The 16,773-nt window shown below is 65.5% G+C and carries 16 protein-coding genes; 10 read left to right on the top strand and 6 right to left on the bottom strand.

Going from position 1 to position 16,773, the window contains the following annotated elements; genetic code table 11:
* The first annotated feature begins 18 nt into the window (after positions 1-18).
* Positions 19-492 (top strand): chemotaxis protein CheW, encoded by a 474-nt coding sequence (locus tag EGJ34_RS00240; RefSeq protein WP_125357912.1) that lies wholly within the window; start codon positions 19-21, stop codon positions 490-492.
* A 107-nt stretch (positions 493-599) separates the two neighbouring features.
* Here the strand turns inward: EGJ34_RS00240 and EGJ34_RS00235 are convergent, their stop codons facing one another.
* Both EGJ34_RS00235 and bioA read right to left on the bottom strand, forming a co-directional pair.
* On the bottom strand, positions 600-1,334 hold the full coding sequence (locus EGJ34_RS00235; protein WP_125357910.1) for a 16S rRNA (uracil(1498)-N(3))-methyltransferase: 735 nt from the start codon (positions 1,332-1,334) through the stop codon (positions 600-602).
* Positions 1,325-2,716 carry an adenosylmethionine--8-amino-7-oxononanoate transaminase gene (bioA, locus tag EGJ34_RS00230; RefSeq protein ID WP_125357908.1) on the bottom strand — a complete coding sequence of 464 codons (1,392 nt, stop codon included), beginning with the start codon at positions 2,714-2,716 and terminating at the stop codon, positions 1,325-1,327. Before bioA ends, EGJ34_RS00235 begins: the two co-directional genes overlap by 10 nt.
* Before the next feature lie 62 nt (positions 2,717-2,778).
* Here bioA and nudE point away from each other — a divergent pair, with 62 nt between their 5' ends.
* The 6 genes from nudE to gcvH all read left to right on the top strand — a co-directional run bounded on the left by nudE (position 2,779) and on the right by gcvH (position 6,930).
* The gene (gene nudE, locus EGJ34_RS00225; RefSeq protein ID WP_125357906.1) at positions 2,779-3,327 is read left to right on the top strand and encodes an ADP compounds hydrolase NudE; all 549 of its coding nucleotides are present in this window, start codon (positions 2,779-2,781) and stop codon (positions 3,325-3,327) included.
* A complete protein-coding gene (gene cysQ / locus EGJ34_RS00220; RefSeq protein WP_125357904.1) occupies positions 3,324-4,127 on the top strand; it encodes a 3'(2'),5'-bisphosphate nucleotidase CysQ in 804 nt (267 codons plus the stop codon). Before nudE ends, cysQ begins: the two co-directional genes overlap by 4 nt.
* Before the next feature lie 23 nt (positions 4,128-4,150).
* Positions 4,151-4,963 carry a nucleoside triphosphate pyrophosphohydrolase gene (mazG, locus tag EGJ34_RS00215; RefSeq protein ID WP_125357902.1) on the top strand — a complete coding sequence of 271 codons (813 nt, stop codon included), beginning with the start codon at positions 4,151-4,153 and terminating at the stop codon, positions 4,961-4,963.
* A complete protein-coding gene (locus EGJ34_RS00210; RefSeq protein ID WP_125357900.1) occupies positions 4,960-5,283 on the top strand; it encodes a YnfA family protein in 324 nt (107 codons plus the stop codon). The genes mazG and EGJ34_RS00210 overlap by 4 nt, the downstream gene beginning before the upstream one ends.
* An 84-nt stretch (positions 5,284-5,367) precedes the next feature.
* The gene (gene gcvT / locus EGJ34_RS00205) at positions 5,368-6,480 is read left to right on the top strand and encodes a glycine cleavage system aminomethyltransferase GcvT (protein WP_125357898.1); all 1,113 of its coding nucleotides are present in this window, start codon (positions 5,368-5,370) and stop codon (positions 6,478-6,480) included.
* A gap of 54 nt (positions 6,481-6,534) precedes the next feature.
* Positions 6,535-6,930 (top strand): glycine cleavage system protein GcvH, encoded by a 396-nt coding sequence (gene gcvH / locus EGJ34_RS00200; protein WP_125357896.1) that lies wholly within the window; start codon positions 6,535-6,537, stop codon positions 6,928-6,930.
* 807 nt (positions 6,931-7,737) lie between these two features.
* On the opposite strand, the gene EGJ34_RS22610 is transcribed toward gcvH, so the two are convergent.
* Both EGJ34_RS22610 and EGJ34_RS00190 read right to left on the bottom strand, forming a co-directional pair.
* A complete protein-coding gene (locus tag EGJ34_RS22610) occupies positions 7,738-8,244 on the bottom strand; it encodes a hypothetical protein (protein ID WP_260476855.1) in 507 nt (168 codons plus the stop codon).
* 291 nt (positions 8,245-8,535) lie between these two features.
* Positions 8,536-9,927 carry a serine hydrolase domain-containing protein gene (locus EGJ34_RS00190; protein WP_125357892.1) on the bottom strand — a complete coding sequence of 464 codons (1,392 nt, stop codon included), beginning with the start codon at positions 9,925-9,927 and terminating at the stop codon, positions 8,536-8,538.
* A gap of 256 nt (positions 9,928-10,183) precedes the next feature.
* On the opposite strand from EGJ34_RS00190, the gene EGJ34_RS00185 reads away from it, so the two are divergent.
* Positions 10,184-11,521, top strand: a complete 1,338-nt coding sequence (locus tag EGJ34_RS00185; protein WP_125357890.1) for an MFS transporter — start codon at positions 10,184-10,186, stop codon at positions 11,519-11,521.
* Between the two features lie 28 nt (positions 11,522-11,549).
* A complete protein-coding gene (locus tag EGJ34_RS00180; protein ID WP_125357888.1) occupies positions 11,550-11,906 on the top strand; it encodes a DUF1304 domain-containing protein in 357 nt (118 codons plus the stop codon).
* A 645-nt stretch (positions 11,907-12,551) separates the two neighbouring features.
* On the opposite strand, the gene EGJ34_RS00175 is transcribed toward EGJ34_RS00180, so the two are convergent.
* Both EGJ34_RS00175 and EGJ34_RS00170 read right to left on the bottom strand, forming a co-directional pair.
* Positions 12,552-15,029, bottom strand: a complete 2,478-nt coding sequence (locus EGJ34_RS00175; RefSeq protein ID WP_125357887.1) for an acyl-CoA dehydrogenase — start codon at positions 15,027-15,029, stop codon at positions 12,552-12,554.
* Positions 15,026-15,946, bottom strand: a complete 921-nt coding sequence (locus tag EGJ34_RS00170) for an alpha/beta hydrolase (protein ID WP_125357885.1) — start codon at positions 15,944-15,946, stop codon at positions 15,026-15,028. Before EGJ34_RS00170 ends, EGJ34_RS00175 begins: the two co-directional genes overlap by 4 nt.
* A 143-nt stretch (positions 15,947-16,089) precedes the next feature.
* Between EGJ34_RS00170 and EGJ34_RS00165 the strand changes: the two genes are divergently transcribed.
* Positions 16,090-16,692 (top strand): TetR/AcrR family transcriptional regulator, encoded by a 603-nt coding sequence (locus tag EGJ34_RS00165; RefSeq protein WP_125357883.1) that lies wholly within the window; start codon positions 16,090-16,092, stop codon positions 16,690-16,692.
* Positions 16,693-16,773 lie beyond the last annotated feature (81 nt).

Below are 16,773 nucleotides of genomic sequence, written 5' to 3'. Positions count from 1 at the left end.
CTTACCAGGAACCAGACCATGAGTTACGCCAGCAACGACGAAATCCGCGGGGTACTGATCGAGACCGGCCAGCAGCATGTGCTGCTGCCGAACGCGACCGTTGCCGAAATGATGTCCAACGTCCAGGTGCACCCGGTGGCCGACGCCCCGGCGTGGCTGCTGGGGCAGCTCGCCTGGCATGGCTGGGACGTGCCGCTGCTGTCGTTCGCACGACTGGCCGGGCTGGGCGACGAGATGGTTGCCAGCAAGAACAAGGTGGTGGTGCTCAAGGCGCTGGGCGGCAATCCGAATCGGCCGTACTACGCGTTGCTGGCGCAGAACTTCCCGCAGCTGATCGCGGTTCCCCGCGACGGCCTGCTGGCCGACGCGTCGGAAGAAACCCTGCCTACCGGCGTGCACATGCGCGTGCTGCTCGGCGAACGCAGCGCACTGCTGCCGGATCTGGATGCCGTGGAAGCCGCGCTGGACCAGGCGCACCCGGTCGCCGCTTGATTGAGGTCAGGCAACGACCAACGGTCGTTGCCTGACGGCTGGATCGCCGCCGATGAATCTGGTGGCACGCGACCGGTCATCGTTCGGTAGCTGACGACCGTTGGTCGTCAGCCCATATCCCCCAGCCGCGCCTGCACAGCCGCAATCGCCGCCAGCCCGGCGGTTTCGGTACGCAGAATGCGCGGCCCCAGCTGTAGTCCCTGGAAACCAGCCTCTGCCAGCGCCAGCCGGTCGCGCGGTGACCAGCCGCCCTCCGGACCAATCGCGATGACGACGCCTTCCGGCGCGGGCGAAAGGGTCGAAAGGCGATGCTCGCCAAGCGGATCCAGAGTCAGCTTGAGTGCCGCGGGAGGCATGCTCCGCGCCGCCTCCAGCAGTGACTGCGGAGCCTCCACGACCGGCACCTGCGCGCGTCCGGACTGGCCGCAGGCGGACACCACCACGCTGCGCCAGTGCGCCAGTCGCTTCCCGGCGCGCGCGGCATCCAGCTTCACCTCGGTGCGTTCGGCGTTGACGGGCACGATGCGCTGCACGCCCAGTTCGGTCGCCTTCTGCAGAATCAAGTCCATCTTCTCGCCCCGCGCGATGCCCTGCAGCAGGGTGATCGCCAGCGGCGATTCGTTATCCACCTGCTGCACCGCGTCGATGCGGACCTGCGCGGTGCGCTTGCCCAGCTCGACCAGCGTGGCGCTGTAGTCGTGCCCGTCGCCATTGAACAGCACGCATGCTTCACCTTCGCGCAGGCGCATCACCCGTACCAGGTGGTTGGCCACGTCTTCGGGCAGCGCAATCTGCTGGCCCACTGCCAGCGGGGTCTCAACGAACGAACGGGTCACGCGCATGCAACAGCTTCCTCGATGGCGGCCAGGGTGGTGTGGGCCAGCCGCTCCAGGTGGTCGTCTTCCACACAGTACGGCGGCATCCAGTACAGCACATTGCCCAGCGGGCGCAGCACCACGCCACGCTTCAGCGCGGCATTGTAGGCGTGCAGTCCGACCCGCGCAGCGGCGGGGAAGGGCGTCTGCCTGTCGCCGTTGCGGGTCAGTTCAAAGGCGACCACCATCCCGGCCTGGCGCACATCTGCCACGTGCGGATGGTCACTGAACGGGGCGGCCAGCGACCGCATCACCTCGGCCGTGCTGCGGTTGCGGGCGATGATGTTGTCCTGGGCAAAGATGTCCAGCGTGGCCAGCGCGGCTGCACACGCCAGCGGATTGCCGGTATAGCTGTGCGAATGCAGGAAGGCGCGCTCCCGGCTGTCATCCAGGAATGCGTCGTAGAGCGCCTGCGTCGCCAGCACGGCGGCCAGCGGCAGGAAGCCACCAGTCAGACCCTTGGACAGGCACAGCAGGTCGGGCATCACGCCAGCCTGTTCGCAGGCGAACAGCGTGCCGGTCCGTCCGAATCCCGTGGCGATCTCGTCGGCGATCAGGAACGCGCCATTGGCATCGCACAGCTCGCGGGCCCGCTGCAGATAGACCGGGTCATGCATGCGCATGCCGCCGGCGCATTGCAGGCGCGGTTCCAGGATGACCGCACAGATTTCACCGGGATGCTGGTCAAACAACGTGGCCAGTGCGTCGGCGGCCTGGTGGGCGCGTTGAGCCGCACTTTGACCCGGCTCGGCCAGGTAGGCGTCCGGTGACGGCGCAAACAGGGCTTCGGTGAGCAGTGGTGCGTAGACGCGGCGGTACAGCGGGATGTCGCCCACCGACAGCGCGCCGAGGGTCTCGCCGTGATAGCCGTTCTCCAGCGCGATGAATCGTGTGCGCTGCAGCTCGCCGCGGTTGCGGAAGTAGTGGAAGGCCATCTTCAGTGCGACTTCGACCCCGGCCGAGCCATTGTCGGCGTAGAACACCTTGGCCAGCGGATCGCGGCCCGCCTGGCGCGGTGCCATCGCCAGCAGCCGCTCGGCCAGGGTGATGGCCGGTTCGTGACTGAACCCGGCCAGCATCACCTGCTCAAGCCGGGACGCCTGCTGGGCGATGGCCGCTCCGATGCGTGGCTCGGCATGGCCAAACAGGTTGGTCCACCAGCTGCTGACGGCATCCAGGTACCGGTTGCCGTCATGGTCGATCAGCCAGGGGCCTTCCCCGCGCGCGATCGGGACCAGCGGCAGGGTGTCGGGGTGCTCGCGCATCTGCGTGCAGGGGTGCCACAGCACGGCCAGGTCGCGTTGTCGCCACTGGCGGGCCAGCGGGGAAGGGGCTGGGTCTGCTAGCATTTCAAGCTCATGAACACGTTCTCACCAACCTGCATTCTATCGGTCCGCACGAGTCTGTCCGCATGAGCCGACCACTCCCCACCATCCACCAGATCACGGATGAGGAAAGCGGCCCGTTCCAGCGCCAGCACCTCGATCTGGAGTTCTCCAACGGCGAGCGTCGCCGCTTCGAGCGCCTGGTCAGCCGGGGGCATGGTGCCGTTGTGGTGGTGCCGATGATCGACGCGGACACCGTGCTGCTGGTACGTGAATACGCAGCCGGCATGCACCGTTACGAACTGGGTCTGGTCAAGGGGCGGATAGACGCCGGAGAAACGCCGGAACAGGCTGCAAACCGGGAACTCAAGGAAGAAGCCGGCTACGGCGCGCGGCGGCTGGATGTGCTGCGGCCGATGACCCTGGCTCCTACCTACATGAGTCACCAGTCATGGCTGGTGGTGGCTCGTGACCTCTTTCCCGAGCGTCTGGTCGGCGACGAACCGGAAGAGCTGGAAGTGGTGCCCTGGAAGCTGGCCGAGCTGGACCAGCTCATGCTGCGCGATGACTTCTCCGAGGGGCGCTCGCTGGCGGCATTGTTCATTGCCCGCGAATGGCTGGGCGGCGGGGCATGATCAAGCTCACCACCGATCTGCGCGAAACCGTCATCGCCATCGCGCAGGACGCGGCCGCTGCGATCATGGGGGTGTACGCAACGGCGTTCGAGATCGAGCTCAAGTCCGACCGCAGCCCGGTCACTGCAGCCGACCGCGCCGCCAATGACGTGATCGAACGTGGACTGACCCAGCTCACTCCCGACCTGCCCATCCTCTCCGAGGAGTCCGCGCTCGTGCCCTGGGACGTACGGCGGCACTGGGGAGCGTACTGGCTGGTGGACCCGCTCGATGGCACCCGCGAGTTCGTGAAGCGCAATGACGAATTCAGCGTCAACATTGCCCTCATTTACCAGGGTGCGCCGGCGTTCGGGGTGGTGCTGGCTCCGGTGACCGGCGTGGTCTGGCATGCCATGCGGGGTGAGCTGGCCTATCGACGCGACGGCATTCACGACTCGGTGCTGCGCGCGCGCGCGCCGGCTGTCCCGCCCCTGCGGGTCGCCGCCAGTCGTTCCCACCGCAGCTCGGAAACCGAAGCCCTGCTGGCGCGCATGGGCGAGATTGAGGTCATCGCGCAAGGATCCTCTTTGAAGTTCTGTCGTCTGGCCGAAGGCTCGCTGGACGTGTATCCACGATTGGGGCCCACGGCGGAATGGGATACGGCGGCGGGGCAGTGCGTGCTGCATGCCGCCGGTGGCGCGGTGCTGTCGACGGCCACCGGCAAGCCGTTCCGCTACAACCGGCGTGAGACGTTGTTGAACGGTGACTTCATCGCCCTGGGCGACACCCGTCTGCCGTGGCGCGACTGGATGCCTGACTGATTTTTCTGCCTGCTGGAGCTGCAATGTCTGCCACCGCTGAACTGGAACGCCTGTTGGGCATCATGGCGCGCCTGCGCGATCCGCGGCAGGGGTGCCCCTGGGATCTGGAGCAGAGCTTCGCCACGATCGCGCCTTACACCATCGAGGAGGCGTACGAGGTGGCCGATGCCATTGATCGCGGCGACCTGGATGATCTGTGCGACGAGCTCGGCGACCTGCTGCTGCAGGTGGTGTTCCATGCGCAGATGGCCAGCGAGCAGGGTGCCTTCGGTTTTGCCGACGTGGCGCGCGCGATCAGCGACAAGATGCAGCGTCGACATCCCCACGTGTTCGCCCAGGTCGATGTGGGCGGGGCCGACGAGGTGATGGTCAACTGGGAAGCGATCAAGCGTGCAGAACGTGAAGCGAAGGGGCAGGCGGACACCTCGGCGCTGGCGGGGATCTCGCGCGGGCTGCCGGAATGGCAGCGTGCGGTGAAGCTGCAGTCGCGGGCCGCCCGCGTGGGCTTCGACTGGCCCGGGCCGGAACCCGTGATGGACAAGGTGCGCGAGGAGCTGGACGAAGTCGCCGCCGAGTTCGCGCGTGGACCGGTACAGGACAACGCCGCTCGCCTGCAGGAGGAACTGGGTGATCTGCTGTTCGTGTGTGCCAACCTGGCCCGTCATGCCAAGGTGGATGTCGGTGCCGCACTGCGCCAGGCCAACCTGAAGTTCGAGCGCCGCTTCCGCGCCATGGAGGCGCAGGCTGCCCGTGACGGGCAGGCCATGCACGAGCTCGACCTGGACGCGCAGGAGCGGCTCTGGCAGCAGGTCAAGTGCAGCGAGTCCACCTCTTGAAGACGCTGCTGCTGTTCATCCTGACGGCGGTGGCGGAAATCGTCGGCTGCTATCTGCCGTGGCTGTGGCTGCGCAAGGGCGGCAGTGTCTGGCTGCTGCTTCCAGCCGCTGCCAGCCTGGCCCTGTTCGCCTGGTTGCTCACCCTGCATCCGGCCGCCAGTGGTCGGGTCTACGCCGCCTATGGCGGCGTCTACATCGGCACCGCACTTGCCTGGCTGTGGGTAGTGGACGGCATCCGCCCCGGTCGCTGGGACGTGCTGGGCGTTTCGCTGTGCCTGGCCGGCATGGCGGTGATCATGTTCGCCCCGCGCAGCGCCTGACGGGCGATACCGCATCGCCGCACGCGTTCGGGGGACGCATCGGCGATAATGGGGATCTTGCTTCTCATCCCCCGGACCGTGGTCATGACCCAGAAGACGCTGCTCAACGAAACCCACCGTGCACTCGGTGCCAAGATGGTCGATTTTGGTGGCTGGGACATGCCCATCCACTATGGCTCGCAGCTGGACGAGCACAATCTGGTGCGCGCCGACGCCGGCATGTTCGACGTGAGCCACATGACCGTGGTCGACCTGCACGGTGCGCAGGTGCGTGCGTTCCTGCGCCGGCTGCTGGCCAACTCGGTGGACAAGCTCAAGGTGCCGGGCAAGGCGCTGTACTCGTGCATGCTCAATCCGCAGGGCGGGGTGATCGACGACCTGATCGTCTACTTCCTGGCCGACGACTTCTTCCGCATGGTCGTTAACGCCTCCACCCGCGAAAAGGACCTGGCCTGGATCCGTGAGCAGGCGGCTGCCTTCAACGTGGAGGTCACCGAGCGCGACAACCTGGCGATCATCGCCGTGCAGGGTCCCAATGCACGTGCCAAGGTCATCGACCTGGTGTCCGAAGGTGACCGCGCTGTGCTGGAGAAACTGGGGCGCTTTGCGGCTGCCGAGGTGACCGGCGCGCAGGGAGAAGCCCTGTTCGTGGCCCGTACCGGCTACACCGGCGAGGACGGCTTTGAGATCCTCGTGCCGCAGGACAATGTCATCGCCTTCTGGAATGCCCTGGCCTCCGGCGGCGTGCGCCCGGCAGGTCTGGGTGCACGCGACACCCTGCGTCTTGAGGCCGGCATGAATCTGTATGGCCAGGACATGGACGAGGCGATCTCGCCGTTCGAAGCCGCGCTGGCGTGGACGGTCGCGCTGGATGAGGATCGCGCGTTCATTGGTCGCGATGTACTGGAAGCGCAGAAGGCCGCTGGCACCGCGCGCCAGATGATCGGGCTGGTGATGGACGAGAAGGGCGTGCTGCGTCACGGACAGACCGTACTGACCGCCAGTGGCGACGGCGAGATCCTGTCCGGCACGTTCTCGCCGACGCTTGGCAAGGGCATCGCGTTCGCTCGCGTACCTGCCGGCGACCTCGGCCAGGTGCGCGTGGACATCCGGGGCCGGCAGGTGCCGGTGCGCGTGGTCAAGTTCCCGTTCGTGCGTGAAGGCCAGGCGCAGCCCGGCGTTCTGGCTGAAGGTTGAGTTGGTTACACTACCCCCGTTTTTTGCCCTCCCAATATTTCCTGGAGCAGTTCCATGAGCGAGATCCCCGGCGACCTCAAGTTCCTCAAGTCCCATGAGTGGGCCCGTGTCGAAGGCGACGGCCGCGTCACCATCGGTATTTCCGACCACGCGCAGGGCCTGCTGGGCGACCTGGTCTATGTTGAACTGCCCGACGTGGGTGCCGAAGCGAAGGCGGGCGAGCAGATCGCCGTGGTCGAGTCGGTCAAGGCTGCATCGGACGTCTACAGCCCGGTCAGCGGCACCGTGGTCGAGGTCAACTCGAGCCTGACCGACAAGCCGGAAACCATCAACGAAGACGCCTACGGCGACGGCTGGATGTTCGTGGTTGAACTGTCCAACAAGGAAGAGATCAACGAACTGCTGGGTCCGGACGACTATGCCGAAGTGCTGGAGAGCGACGACCACTGAGGTCGCTTTTCCAGGAACGAGACGGCCGCCTTGTGCGGCCGTTTTTTTTTGCGCCGTCCCACATCTGTTATCCGCACGTGAGGGAAGTGGATGCGCTGCACGCATGCCACGGCGCCTTCAAGGGATCATCTGGACAGCATGAGCGGGGTCGACCGACACCCGAAAGGACATCCAGGCGGCACCCTTCGGCGTCTGATCGGCGGTCAAAAGTTTGCGCATTTCTGCCAAACCGGATGAAAAAAGTACCGACCCATGTGAAAAGTTTTCGTCGTTGTTTCGACCCGGTACTGCTTCGCCGTCGGACGCGGCGGCGCACGTTGGCGGCGGCACCGCAAAGACAGCGGGGGGCGTTCGCACGATTTGCGAAAGTGCTTCTTTTAAGTGTTTTTCTTTCAGTGCGAGGACATGAGGCGGGTTCGTTGCGCTGTCGCAACGGTGGTGTCCACGCCTCTGCCAGGCGTTCCGGACACGGCTTTGGAGCGCGCGCGGAAGGGGGGCGACGTGAAAATTTTTCGCGGGGGTTGTTGACAGTCAAAAAAAGCGTGATTAGGTTTCGCCCAGCAGACCTTGCCTGCCAAGAGAGTGAGCAGAATCGACATCCAGTCGCGAAGCACAACCAGGACATCCGCCTCGAGTCCGATGACGGTGGAGTCGGCTTCGCTTCCCTCGGTGAAAAGCAAGGGCACCCCTCATTCGATATCTGCCGGGTGGTACATGGCAGGCATCACCGTATCCGTCACGACGCGCATGACGCGACGGCGGTCCCCGCCAGGCAACAGCTGAGCGGGTTTGTTTCAACTGGGCGTTTCAACTCCATAGATCACTGACGAGGAGCCATCCCATGGCAACCAAGAAAGCTGCGAAGAAAAAGCCGGCCGCTAAAAAGGCCGTCAAGAAGGTCGCAAAGAAGGCTGCGGCCAAGAAGACCGTGAAGAAGGCAGCCAAGAAGGCAACCGCCAAGAAGGCTGTCAAGAAGGTCGCCAAGAAGGCCGCTGCCCGCAAGGCAGTGAAGAAGACGGCGAAGAAGGCCGTCAAGAAGGTCGCAAAGAAGGCGACCGCCAAGAAGGCTGCCAAGAAGACCGCAAAGAAGGCCGTCCGCAAGGTCGCCAAGAAGGCCGGTGCAAAGAAGGCAGTCAAGAAGGTAGCCAAGAAGTCGGCTGCCAAGAAGACCGCCAAGAAGGCCGTCCGCAAGGTCGCCAAGAAGGCCGGTGCCAAGAAGGCCGTCCGCAAGGTAGCCAAGAAGCCCGCCGCCAAGAAGGCCTCGGCCAAGAAGGCAGTGAAGAAGGTCGCCAAGCGCAAGCCGGCGGTCCGCAAGAAGAAGGCCGCACCGGTCGCTCTGCCGGCAACCCCGGCACCGCTGATCTGATCCATTCCCGATAGCCGTACCTGAAACCCCCTTCCCCGGATGCCCAGCGGGGAGGGGGTTTTTTTTGCGCCGCAGGCGCAAAAAAAGCCCCGCCCCGCTGACGCACCCACGCATGTGGGTGCGGACGGTAGCGCCGGCCGTTGGCCGGCCCAGGCGGTAAGGATGGCCGGCCAACGGCCGGCGCTACCAAAAAAGAAGCGGCCCTGAGGCCGCTTCTTCCATCCGCGTTGTCAGTTGACTCACCGCGGCGATGCCACCGCCCGATCCGCCGATGCACCCTTTCGCTTGCCCGGCGCGCCGTCTTCCACCATCAGGTTGTCGCTGCCGAAGTCGGTGTCGACGTCGAGCCAGCGCTGGCTCGGCAGACCGATCGCCTGGTCAAGCACGGTCGGCAGCAGGCCGCTGGGCAGGCTGCTCTCCCCGTTCCACATGATCGCAATGCCAAGGTCCCGCTCGGGCACCAGCGCGACCAGCCCGCGGTAGCCCTGCACCGCGCCGGCGTGGAAGATCACTTCATGCCCGGCATAGTCGAAGTTGCGCCAGCCCAGTGCGTAGCCCGCCGAGTGCAGGCGCTGGCGGCGCCACCCCGAGCGCATTTCGCCCGGAGTGTTGATCAGCGTCGAGTGCAGGGTAGCCAGCAGCGGTGCCGACAGCACATCGGGACGATGGCCGGTATGGGCGAGCAGCCATTGCGCCATGTCGCTGGCGCTGGCGTTGACGCCGGCGGCCGGGGCCAGACGGTAGTAGGTCGGCTTCGGATTGAGCGACACCCACCCGTTACGACTGCGCACGTGCGGGCGGGCCCAGCGCGAGCTGGCCTGGATGCCGGCCAGGCCCATGCTCGCGTCGTTCATGCCCAGTGGCTTGAACAACCGACGTTCCACCGATTGCTCGTAGAAGCTCCCAGAGGCCGCATACACCACGTCGCCGATCAGGCTGAAGGCCACGTTCTGGTAGGCGTAGCAGTCACCGGGCAGGCACTTGAGCGACGTAGAGGCCAGCTTGTGGGTAAGGGTGTAGTACTCCGCGTTGGCTTCGATGTCGCGGTCGTAGGCGTTGTAGGGCAGGCCAACGCGGTGGCTGAGCAGATCGGCCACGGTCAGGCGTTCGGTCGCCTCGGGCGAACTCAGCTGGAAGCCCGGCACATAGTCGGTGACCTTGCTGTCCCAGCGCAGGGTGCCGTCGTTGACCAGCAGGCCGGCCATGGTACCGGCGAAGGCCTTGGACAACGACGCCAGGCGGAACACGGTGTGGGCATCGACGATCTGCGGATTGTTGACGTCGGTGACGCCATAGCCGCGCGCGCTGAGCACGCGTCCGCCCTGCACGATGGCCACCGCCATGCCCGGCACGCGCTCGCCGTAGGTGAGTTGCTGGGCCATCGATTCAATGGCGGCCACGTTGAAGCTTTCGGCCGGCGGCTGCACCTTCGGCGCGAGCGAGGTCGTACGGTAGGCGGCCGGTTGTGTGTGCGGCACATGGGCGACGGCGCTGTTCTCGATGTTGACCGGGAACGCGGCCGGCGTGGCCGCCGGTGTCTGGGCGGTGGAGGACAGGGCGATGGGCATCAGCATGCCCAGCAATCCGGTGGCCGCCGAACGGATCGGTCGGCGCCTGGTGGTGTGTTTCATCGTGTGGGGCCCGTGCGCGACAGCTGTGACCGATTCTAGCGCCGCTTTTCGTGATTGCACAAACAAAGCGAAGATGAATGCGTATCACATTGAAAAATGGTGATTTTTGTTCGGTTTTGACGCGCAGCGTCACCTGCCTGTTCAGATCAGCGAGACTGGCGGTGTTGCAGTGCATCGTTTACCGTTTCGCGCACTGCCTGCCCGGAATGTTCACGATGCTGTTCCCGCCAAGCTCCCTGCGCTGGGTCCGCGTCGGATGAGCGTACCTGATGCTTCCGGTCACGCGCGCCCGGGTCTGCGCCAGGCATTACGCCAGTCGCCACCGCTGCTGTGGGCGGGGCTGTACTTTTTCTGCCTGCTCAGCGGCTATTACGTGCTGCGTCCGGTGCGCGAGGCCATGGCCGCTTCGGCGGATCCGCATACGGTGTTCCCGCCGGCGCTGATCGCCTGGTTCGCCGGCCACGGCATTGCCCTGAAGGACTTCGTGCTGCAGTTCCTGTTCACCTGCGTGTTTCTCATCATGCTGGTGCTGCAGCCGCTGTACGGCGCGCTGGTCAGCCGCTACCCGCGCCGTGTGTTCCTGCCGGTGGTATACGGCTTCTTCATTGTCACGCTGCTGGGGTTCTACGGACTGTTCAACAGCAACGTGCCCGGCCGCGGCATGGCCTTCTTCTTCTGGGTGATGGTGTTCAACCTGTTCGCGGTGGCGGTGTTCTGGAGCTTCATGGCCGACGTGTTCTCCAACGTGCAGGCGCGCGCCTACTACGGCTATATCGGCGCTGCAGGCACGATCGGTGCGTTTCTGGGCCCGATCCTGACCGCGTCGCTGGTGCAGCGGGTGGGCATCGCCAATCTGATGCTGGTGTCGGCAGGCTTCCTGTGCGTGTGCCTGGTCTGCATCTGGCGGCTGCGCCTGTGGGCGGTGGCCCGCGAGCAGCAGGCGCAGCTGGTGTCAGGTGAAACGCCAATGGGCGGCAGCGTGCTGGATGGGCTCAAGCTGATCGCACGTGAGCCGCTGCTGCGCTGGCTGGCGGCGATGGTGGTGTTCGGGGTGGGCGTGGGCACGCTGCTTTACAACGAGCAGGCGTCGATCGTGCGCCGGCTGTACACCGATGCGGCGGCAAGCACGGCGTTCTTTTCACGGGTCGACCTGGCGGTGAACGCGCTGACCCTGGTGCTGCAGCTGGGGCTGACGCGCTGGCTGCTGTCGCGCTTCGGCATCGCGCCGGCGTTGTTGATTCCCGGCTTCGCGATCATCGCCGGCTTCTCGGTGCTGGCGGCTTCGCCACTTCCGGTGATGGTGGCGATCGTGCAGGTGATGACGCGCGCAAGCGAGTTCGCACTGGGCAAGCCGGCCCGCGAGACGATCTACACGCGGGTGGACCGCCAATGGCGCTACAAAGCCGGTGCGGCGATCGACACGGTGGTGTACCGCGGTGCTGACCTGAGCTTCACCTGGCTGCACAAGGGGCTCTCACTGTTCGGCTCATCGGCGGTGTTCGCCGGTGGGGTACTGGCTGCTGCGATCATGACGGCGTCGGCATTCGGCGTGCTGCGCGAAGAAAAGAAGCTCCCGGTGGAGCGGGCGGAGTAAGCTGTCAGCCTTCCTTCGAGGCTAGCCCATGTACTGGACCGCGCTGATCCTGACCCTGGTGGTCGCCCTGCTGCACGTGTACTTCCTGGTGCTGGAGATGTTTCTCTGGACCCGACCGCTGGGCCTGAGGACCTTCCGCAACACGCCGGAGAAGGCCGAGCTCACCCGCGTACTGGCCGCCAACCAGGGCCTGTACAACGGTTTTCTCGCCGCCGGTCTGTTCTGGGGTCTGTTCGATCACCTGCCGATGCTGGTCAACTTCATGCTGGGCTGCGTGATCGTGGCCGGCCTGTACGGCGCGTACAGCGTCAACAAGCGCATTTTCTTCATCCAGTCCGTCCCGGCCATCCTCGCCGCCATCGCCTGGTGGTTTGTCCCGGCGTGATCGCGTGACGCGGCCCCATCGGGCTGCGACTGCGCTTGGTACGTAGAGCCGGGCTTGCCCGGCTGCTGTTGGTTCTGGGCGAACAGCCGGTGGTCATCGGTTTCCGTGTTTGGGCGTGCCGGGGTGGGTTTGCGGGACACGCCGTGAATACATCCTTGTAGGCTCGTCAAAAACATCCTTGTTTTTGACGGTCCCGCAAACCCACCCCGGCACGCCCCATACGGTGGGCCGATGGCCATGGGAAAGGCCGAATCAACGGCAGTGTCGTTTCGGGGGCATGCGTTACCGAATGTTGAGGATTTCACGGCGATCGTCTGTCGACCGATCCCACCGGGGCACTGCGCGCGCTTTTGATCTTCCATGGCCGCCGGCCCACTATCGGGGGCGGGTCGGGGTGGGTTTGCGGGACACTCCACGGCATGGATGCCGTGGAGTAGCCTCCATGGATGGATTCACGGCGTGTCCCGCAAACCCACCTCGATTCGCCCACACATGTATGCCGTCCGCCGAGCGCTGTTCGCCCAGATCCAACGGCAGCCGGGCAGCGCCCGGCGACGCGGATCGTCCGCAATCTCATGATGCCGTGCGCGCAATAAAAAACGGCGGACCGAAGTCCGCCGTTCTCATGTAACCCTCAACCGCGCATCACGCTGCCTGCGACTGCGGGTCCTTGCCCTGGCGGTCGTAGTAGGTGGCCGCGCGCAACTCATGCGGATCGAAGTCGTCCACCGTGATGGTGTCCAGGGTCAGCGTGCGCAGCTCTTCCAGCAGCGTGCGCTCGTCCTGGCTGATCACGCCTTCGGCCACCGCTTCGTCCAGCTGCGAGGCGAAGTCCAGCGCTTCGATACCCTTGGTCTTCAGCGCCTTGAGGAACTTGCGCTCCACCGGCTCGGCCATGATCGCCTTGGCCAGGTAGCTGTTGATGCGGCCACCCGGATTGTTCTCGCACGGGGTCAGGAACACCCCATTGGCCAGACGCTCGCGGGCTTCGTTCGGGGCCATCAGCAGCGCGGCGACGCGACGGCTCAGACGGTCGCCCGGGGCTTCGGCGCGGCGGCCGAACGGGAAGATCAGCGCCCACATCAGCCAGCCGATCGGACGGATCGGAAAATTGCGCAGCGCCGCCGACAGCGATTCCTCGATCTTGTGCACGCTGTCATGGAAGGCCCAGGCCAGCAGCGGCTGGTCGGCGGTCGGCGCGCCTTCGTCGTGGTAACGCTTGAGCATGGCGCTGGTCATGTAGATGTGGCTCAGCACGTCGCCCAGGCGACCGGACAGCGATTCCTTGAACTTCAGCTTGCCGCCCAGCGTCATCATCGAGATGTCCGCCATCAGCGCCAGGTTGGCCGAGTAACGGTCCAGCTTGCGGAAGTAGCGACGGGTGTAGGCGTCGCCCGGGGCGGCACCGAAACGGGCACCGGTCAGACCGAACCAGAACGAGCGCACCGCGTTGGAGATGCCGAAGCGGATGTGCCCGAACAGGCTGCGGTCGAACGCCTGCAGACCGGCACGGGTGTCCGGGTCCTGCGCCGCCTTCATTTCCTGCAGCACCCACGGGTGGCAGAGGATCGCACCCTGGCCGAAGATCAGCAGGCTTCGGGTCATGATGTTGGCACCTTCCACGGTGATCGCGATCGGTGCCGCCTGCCAGCTGCGGCCGGCGAAGTTGCGTGGCCCCAGGATGATGCCCTTGCCACCGATCACGTCCATCACGTCCGAGATGACTTCACGGCTCATGCTGGTGCAGTGGTATTTGGCAATCGCCGACGGCACCGACGGCACGTCGCCACGGTCCACCGCGGCGGCGGTGGCCTGCGACAACGCACTGATCTTGTAGGCCTTGCCGCCGATGCGGGCCAGCGCTTCTTCCACGCCCTCGAAGCGGCCGACCGACAGGCCGAACTGCTTGCGGATGCGGGCGTAGGCACCGGTCACCACCGCGCCGGCCTTGGCACCGCCGCTGGCGGTGGAGGGCAGGGTGATCGAACGGCCGACGGCCAGACACTCATTGAGCATGTTCCAGCCCTTGCCGGCCATCTCCGCGCCGCCGATCAGCTGGGTCAACGGAATGAAGATGTCCTTGCCTCGGATCGGGCCGTTCTGGAACGTCGAGTTCAGCGGGAAGTGGCGACGACCGATTTCCACGCCGGCGGTATCACGCGGCAGCAGGCCCAGGGTGATGCCGATGTCGCGGGTCTGCCCGATCAGGCCGTCCGGGTCGTACATGCGGAAGGCCATGCCGATCAGGGTCGCAACCGGGGCCAGGGTGATGTAGCGCTTGTCGAAGGTCAGCTTGACGCCCAGCACCTGCTCGCCGTTCCACTCGCCTTTGCAGACGATGCCGTAGTCGGGAATCGAGGTGGCGTCGGAGCCGGCGAACGGGCCGGTCAGGCCGAAGCAGGGCACTTCGCGGCCATCCGCCAGGCGCGGCAGGTACAGATCCTTCTGCGCCTGGGTACCGTAATGCACCAGCAGTTCACCCGGGCCCAGCGAGTTGGGTACGCCGACGGTGGAACTGACCACGCTCGACACCGAGGCCAGCTTCTGGATCACCTTGTGGTGTGCCAGTGCGCTGAAGCCCAGGCCGCCGTATTCCTTCGGAATGATCATGCCGAAGAACTTGTTCTTCTTGATGAAGCTCCACAGCTCCGGCGGCAGGTCGGCGTGGACATGGGTGATTTCCCAGTCGTTGACCATCCGGCACAGCTCTTCCACCGGGCCATCCAGGAAGGCCTGTTCCTCAGCAGTGAGCTGCGGCTTGGGGTAGTTGAGCAGCTTGTTCCAGTCCGGGTCGCCGGTGAACAGCTCGCCTTCGAAACCGACCGAACCGGTTTCCAGCGCGATCCGCTCGGTCTGCGACAGCGGCGGCAGCACCTTGCGGAAGACCTTCATCATCGGTCCGGTCAGCAGCGGCTTGCGGATGAACGGCAGCAGCAGCGGCACGGCGATGACCGCGACAATGGCCGCAGCGACAATGGTTGCGGTCTGGTTGACGTAGGGGATGAACCAGCAGGCCGCCAGCAGCGCAAGGCTGATCAGCGTCCAGGTGACAAGCCGCATCCGGTGGTAGGCGACGAACGCGCCCGCCAGCAGGATGGCGAGGAAGGGAACGACAAAGCTCATGAGCGTGCTCCGGTGACGTGCTCGGTTGTGGCGGACAGTGCCACGGCGGAGGCCGAGGGCAACACGTCCAGATAGTCCAACACAGTGGCGGTAAAGGCATTGTTGTCATCGCCGGCGACCATGTGTGTGGCCTCCGGCAACTGGACGTGCCGCGCGTGCGGTACCAATGCCAGGAATTCGGCCACCGTCTGCGGGGTGACCAGGGTGCTGCGCCCGCCGCTGACGAGCAGCACCGGGGATTTCACCTGACGCGCGGCTTCGGCCAGTGCGTCCTGGTGCTGTTCGCTGTCGCGTGCCAGTTCGGCGACCAGGCGCGGGTCCCAATGCCAGCGCCAGCGGCCGTGGCCGTCCTCGCGCAGCAGGGCGCGCAGCGAACTCTCCGACTTGCGCGGGCGATGCGGCATGTAGGCGGAAATCACGTTGGCGGCCTGTGTCAGGGACTCGAATCCCTGTGGGTGCGCGGTCATGAAGGCCAGAATGCGCTCCACGCCGGCGGTGTCCCAGCGCGGCGTGATATCCACCAGCACCATCGCCGAGAACAGGCCCGGCCAGCGTGCTTCTGCCAGCAGGCCGAACAGGCCGCCCATCGAGGCAGCGACCAGGATCGGCGGCTGCGGCTGTTCGCCGGCCAGCACGATCAGGTCGTCGGCAAACTGTTCGCCGTGATAGGGCAGGGCGTCGGCATTCCAGTCCGAATCGCCGTGACCACGGGCGTCGTAGGCCAGGGTCTGGTAGCCAGCCGCCAGCAGTGCCTGCGCGGTGGCCGTCCAGGCATGCCGGGTCTGGCCAAAACCATGCGCGAACAGCACGGTGCCACGACGGCCCGGGCCGGACCGGCTGACCCCCAGGAGGCTGTCGTGCGCGGCGGTGACGCGCGCATCGGTGAAGTCGGTTGATGTAATGACGGGCGTTACCATACTCGCTAGTATGGACCTGCCATCCGGCAAGTCAATACCCATCGGTATGGTGGTCGTGAAGGCCCGCCCCATCGGGGTCTTCGCGGTCACCCGATCTTTCAATTCCACACAAACCAACCTCGGCGTATGGTTAAATCATCAGCATGAATGAACCTGAAGCTTCCGCCGGCGAGCCCCGTGCCGGCCGCAACAGCCGCCTGAGTGCGGAGGACTGGGCCCAGGCGGCTCTGGATCTGATCGCTGAACAAGGCGTGGGCGCGGTCGCGGTGGAGCCGCTGGCGCGGCGTCTGGGGGTCACCAAGGGCAGTTTCTACTGGCACTTCCCGTCGCGCGACGCGCTGCTGCAGGCCGCGCTGGAGCGTTGGGAGCTGTTCGAACAGGAACAGGTGTTCGGCAGCCTGGAAGACGTGCCCGACCCGCGTGCGCGCCTGCGCCAGCTGTTCCAGGTGGTCGCGCATGAAGTGCAGCCGCACATCATCTACAGCGAACTGCTCAAGGCCCTGGACCACCCGATGGTGCGCCCGGTCATCGACCGCGTCTCGCACCGTCGTCTGGAGTACCTCGTGGCGTCGTTCCGCCAGGCTGGGCTGAGCCGCACCGATGCGCAGCACCGTGCGCGGCTGGCCTATGCGGCCTATGTCGGTTTCCTGCAGCTGTCACTGCAGCTGCAGCAGCCCAAGCAGGCCCGCGAGGACTTTGAGGCCTATGTGGAGCATGTGATCGAGACGTTGATTCCGATCGGATAAGCGCACGGGCAGGTCACGTGCAAAGGCCGCGGCGACGCGGCCTTTTTTATGCCCGCGCACAACAAAAAACAACGGCCCCTT

This window comes from Stenotrophomonas sp. 278 (assembly GCF_003935715.1).
Lineage (GTDB): Bacteria > Pseudomonadota > Gammaproteobacteria > Xanthomonadales > Xanthomonadaceae > Stenotrophomonas > Stenotrophomonas maltophilia_AH.
This window is presented reverse-complemented; position numbering and strand designations above follow the sequence as displayed.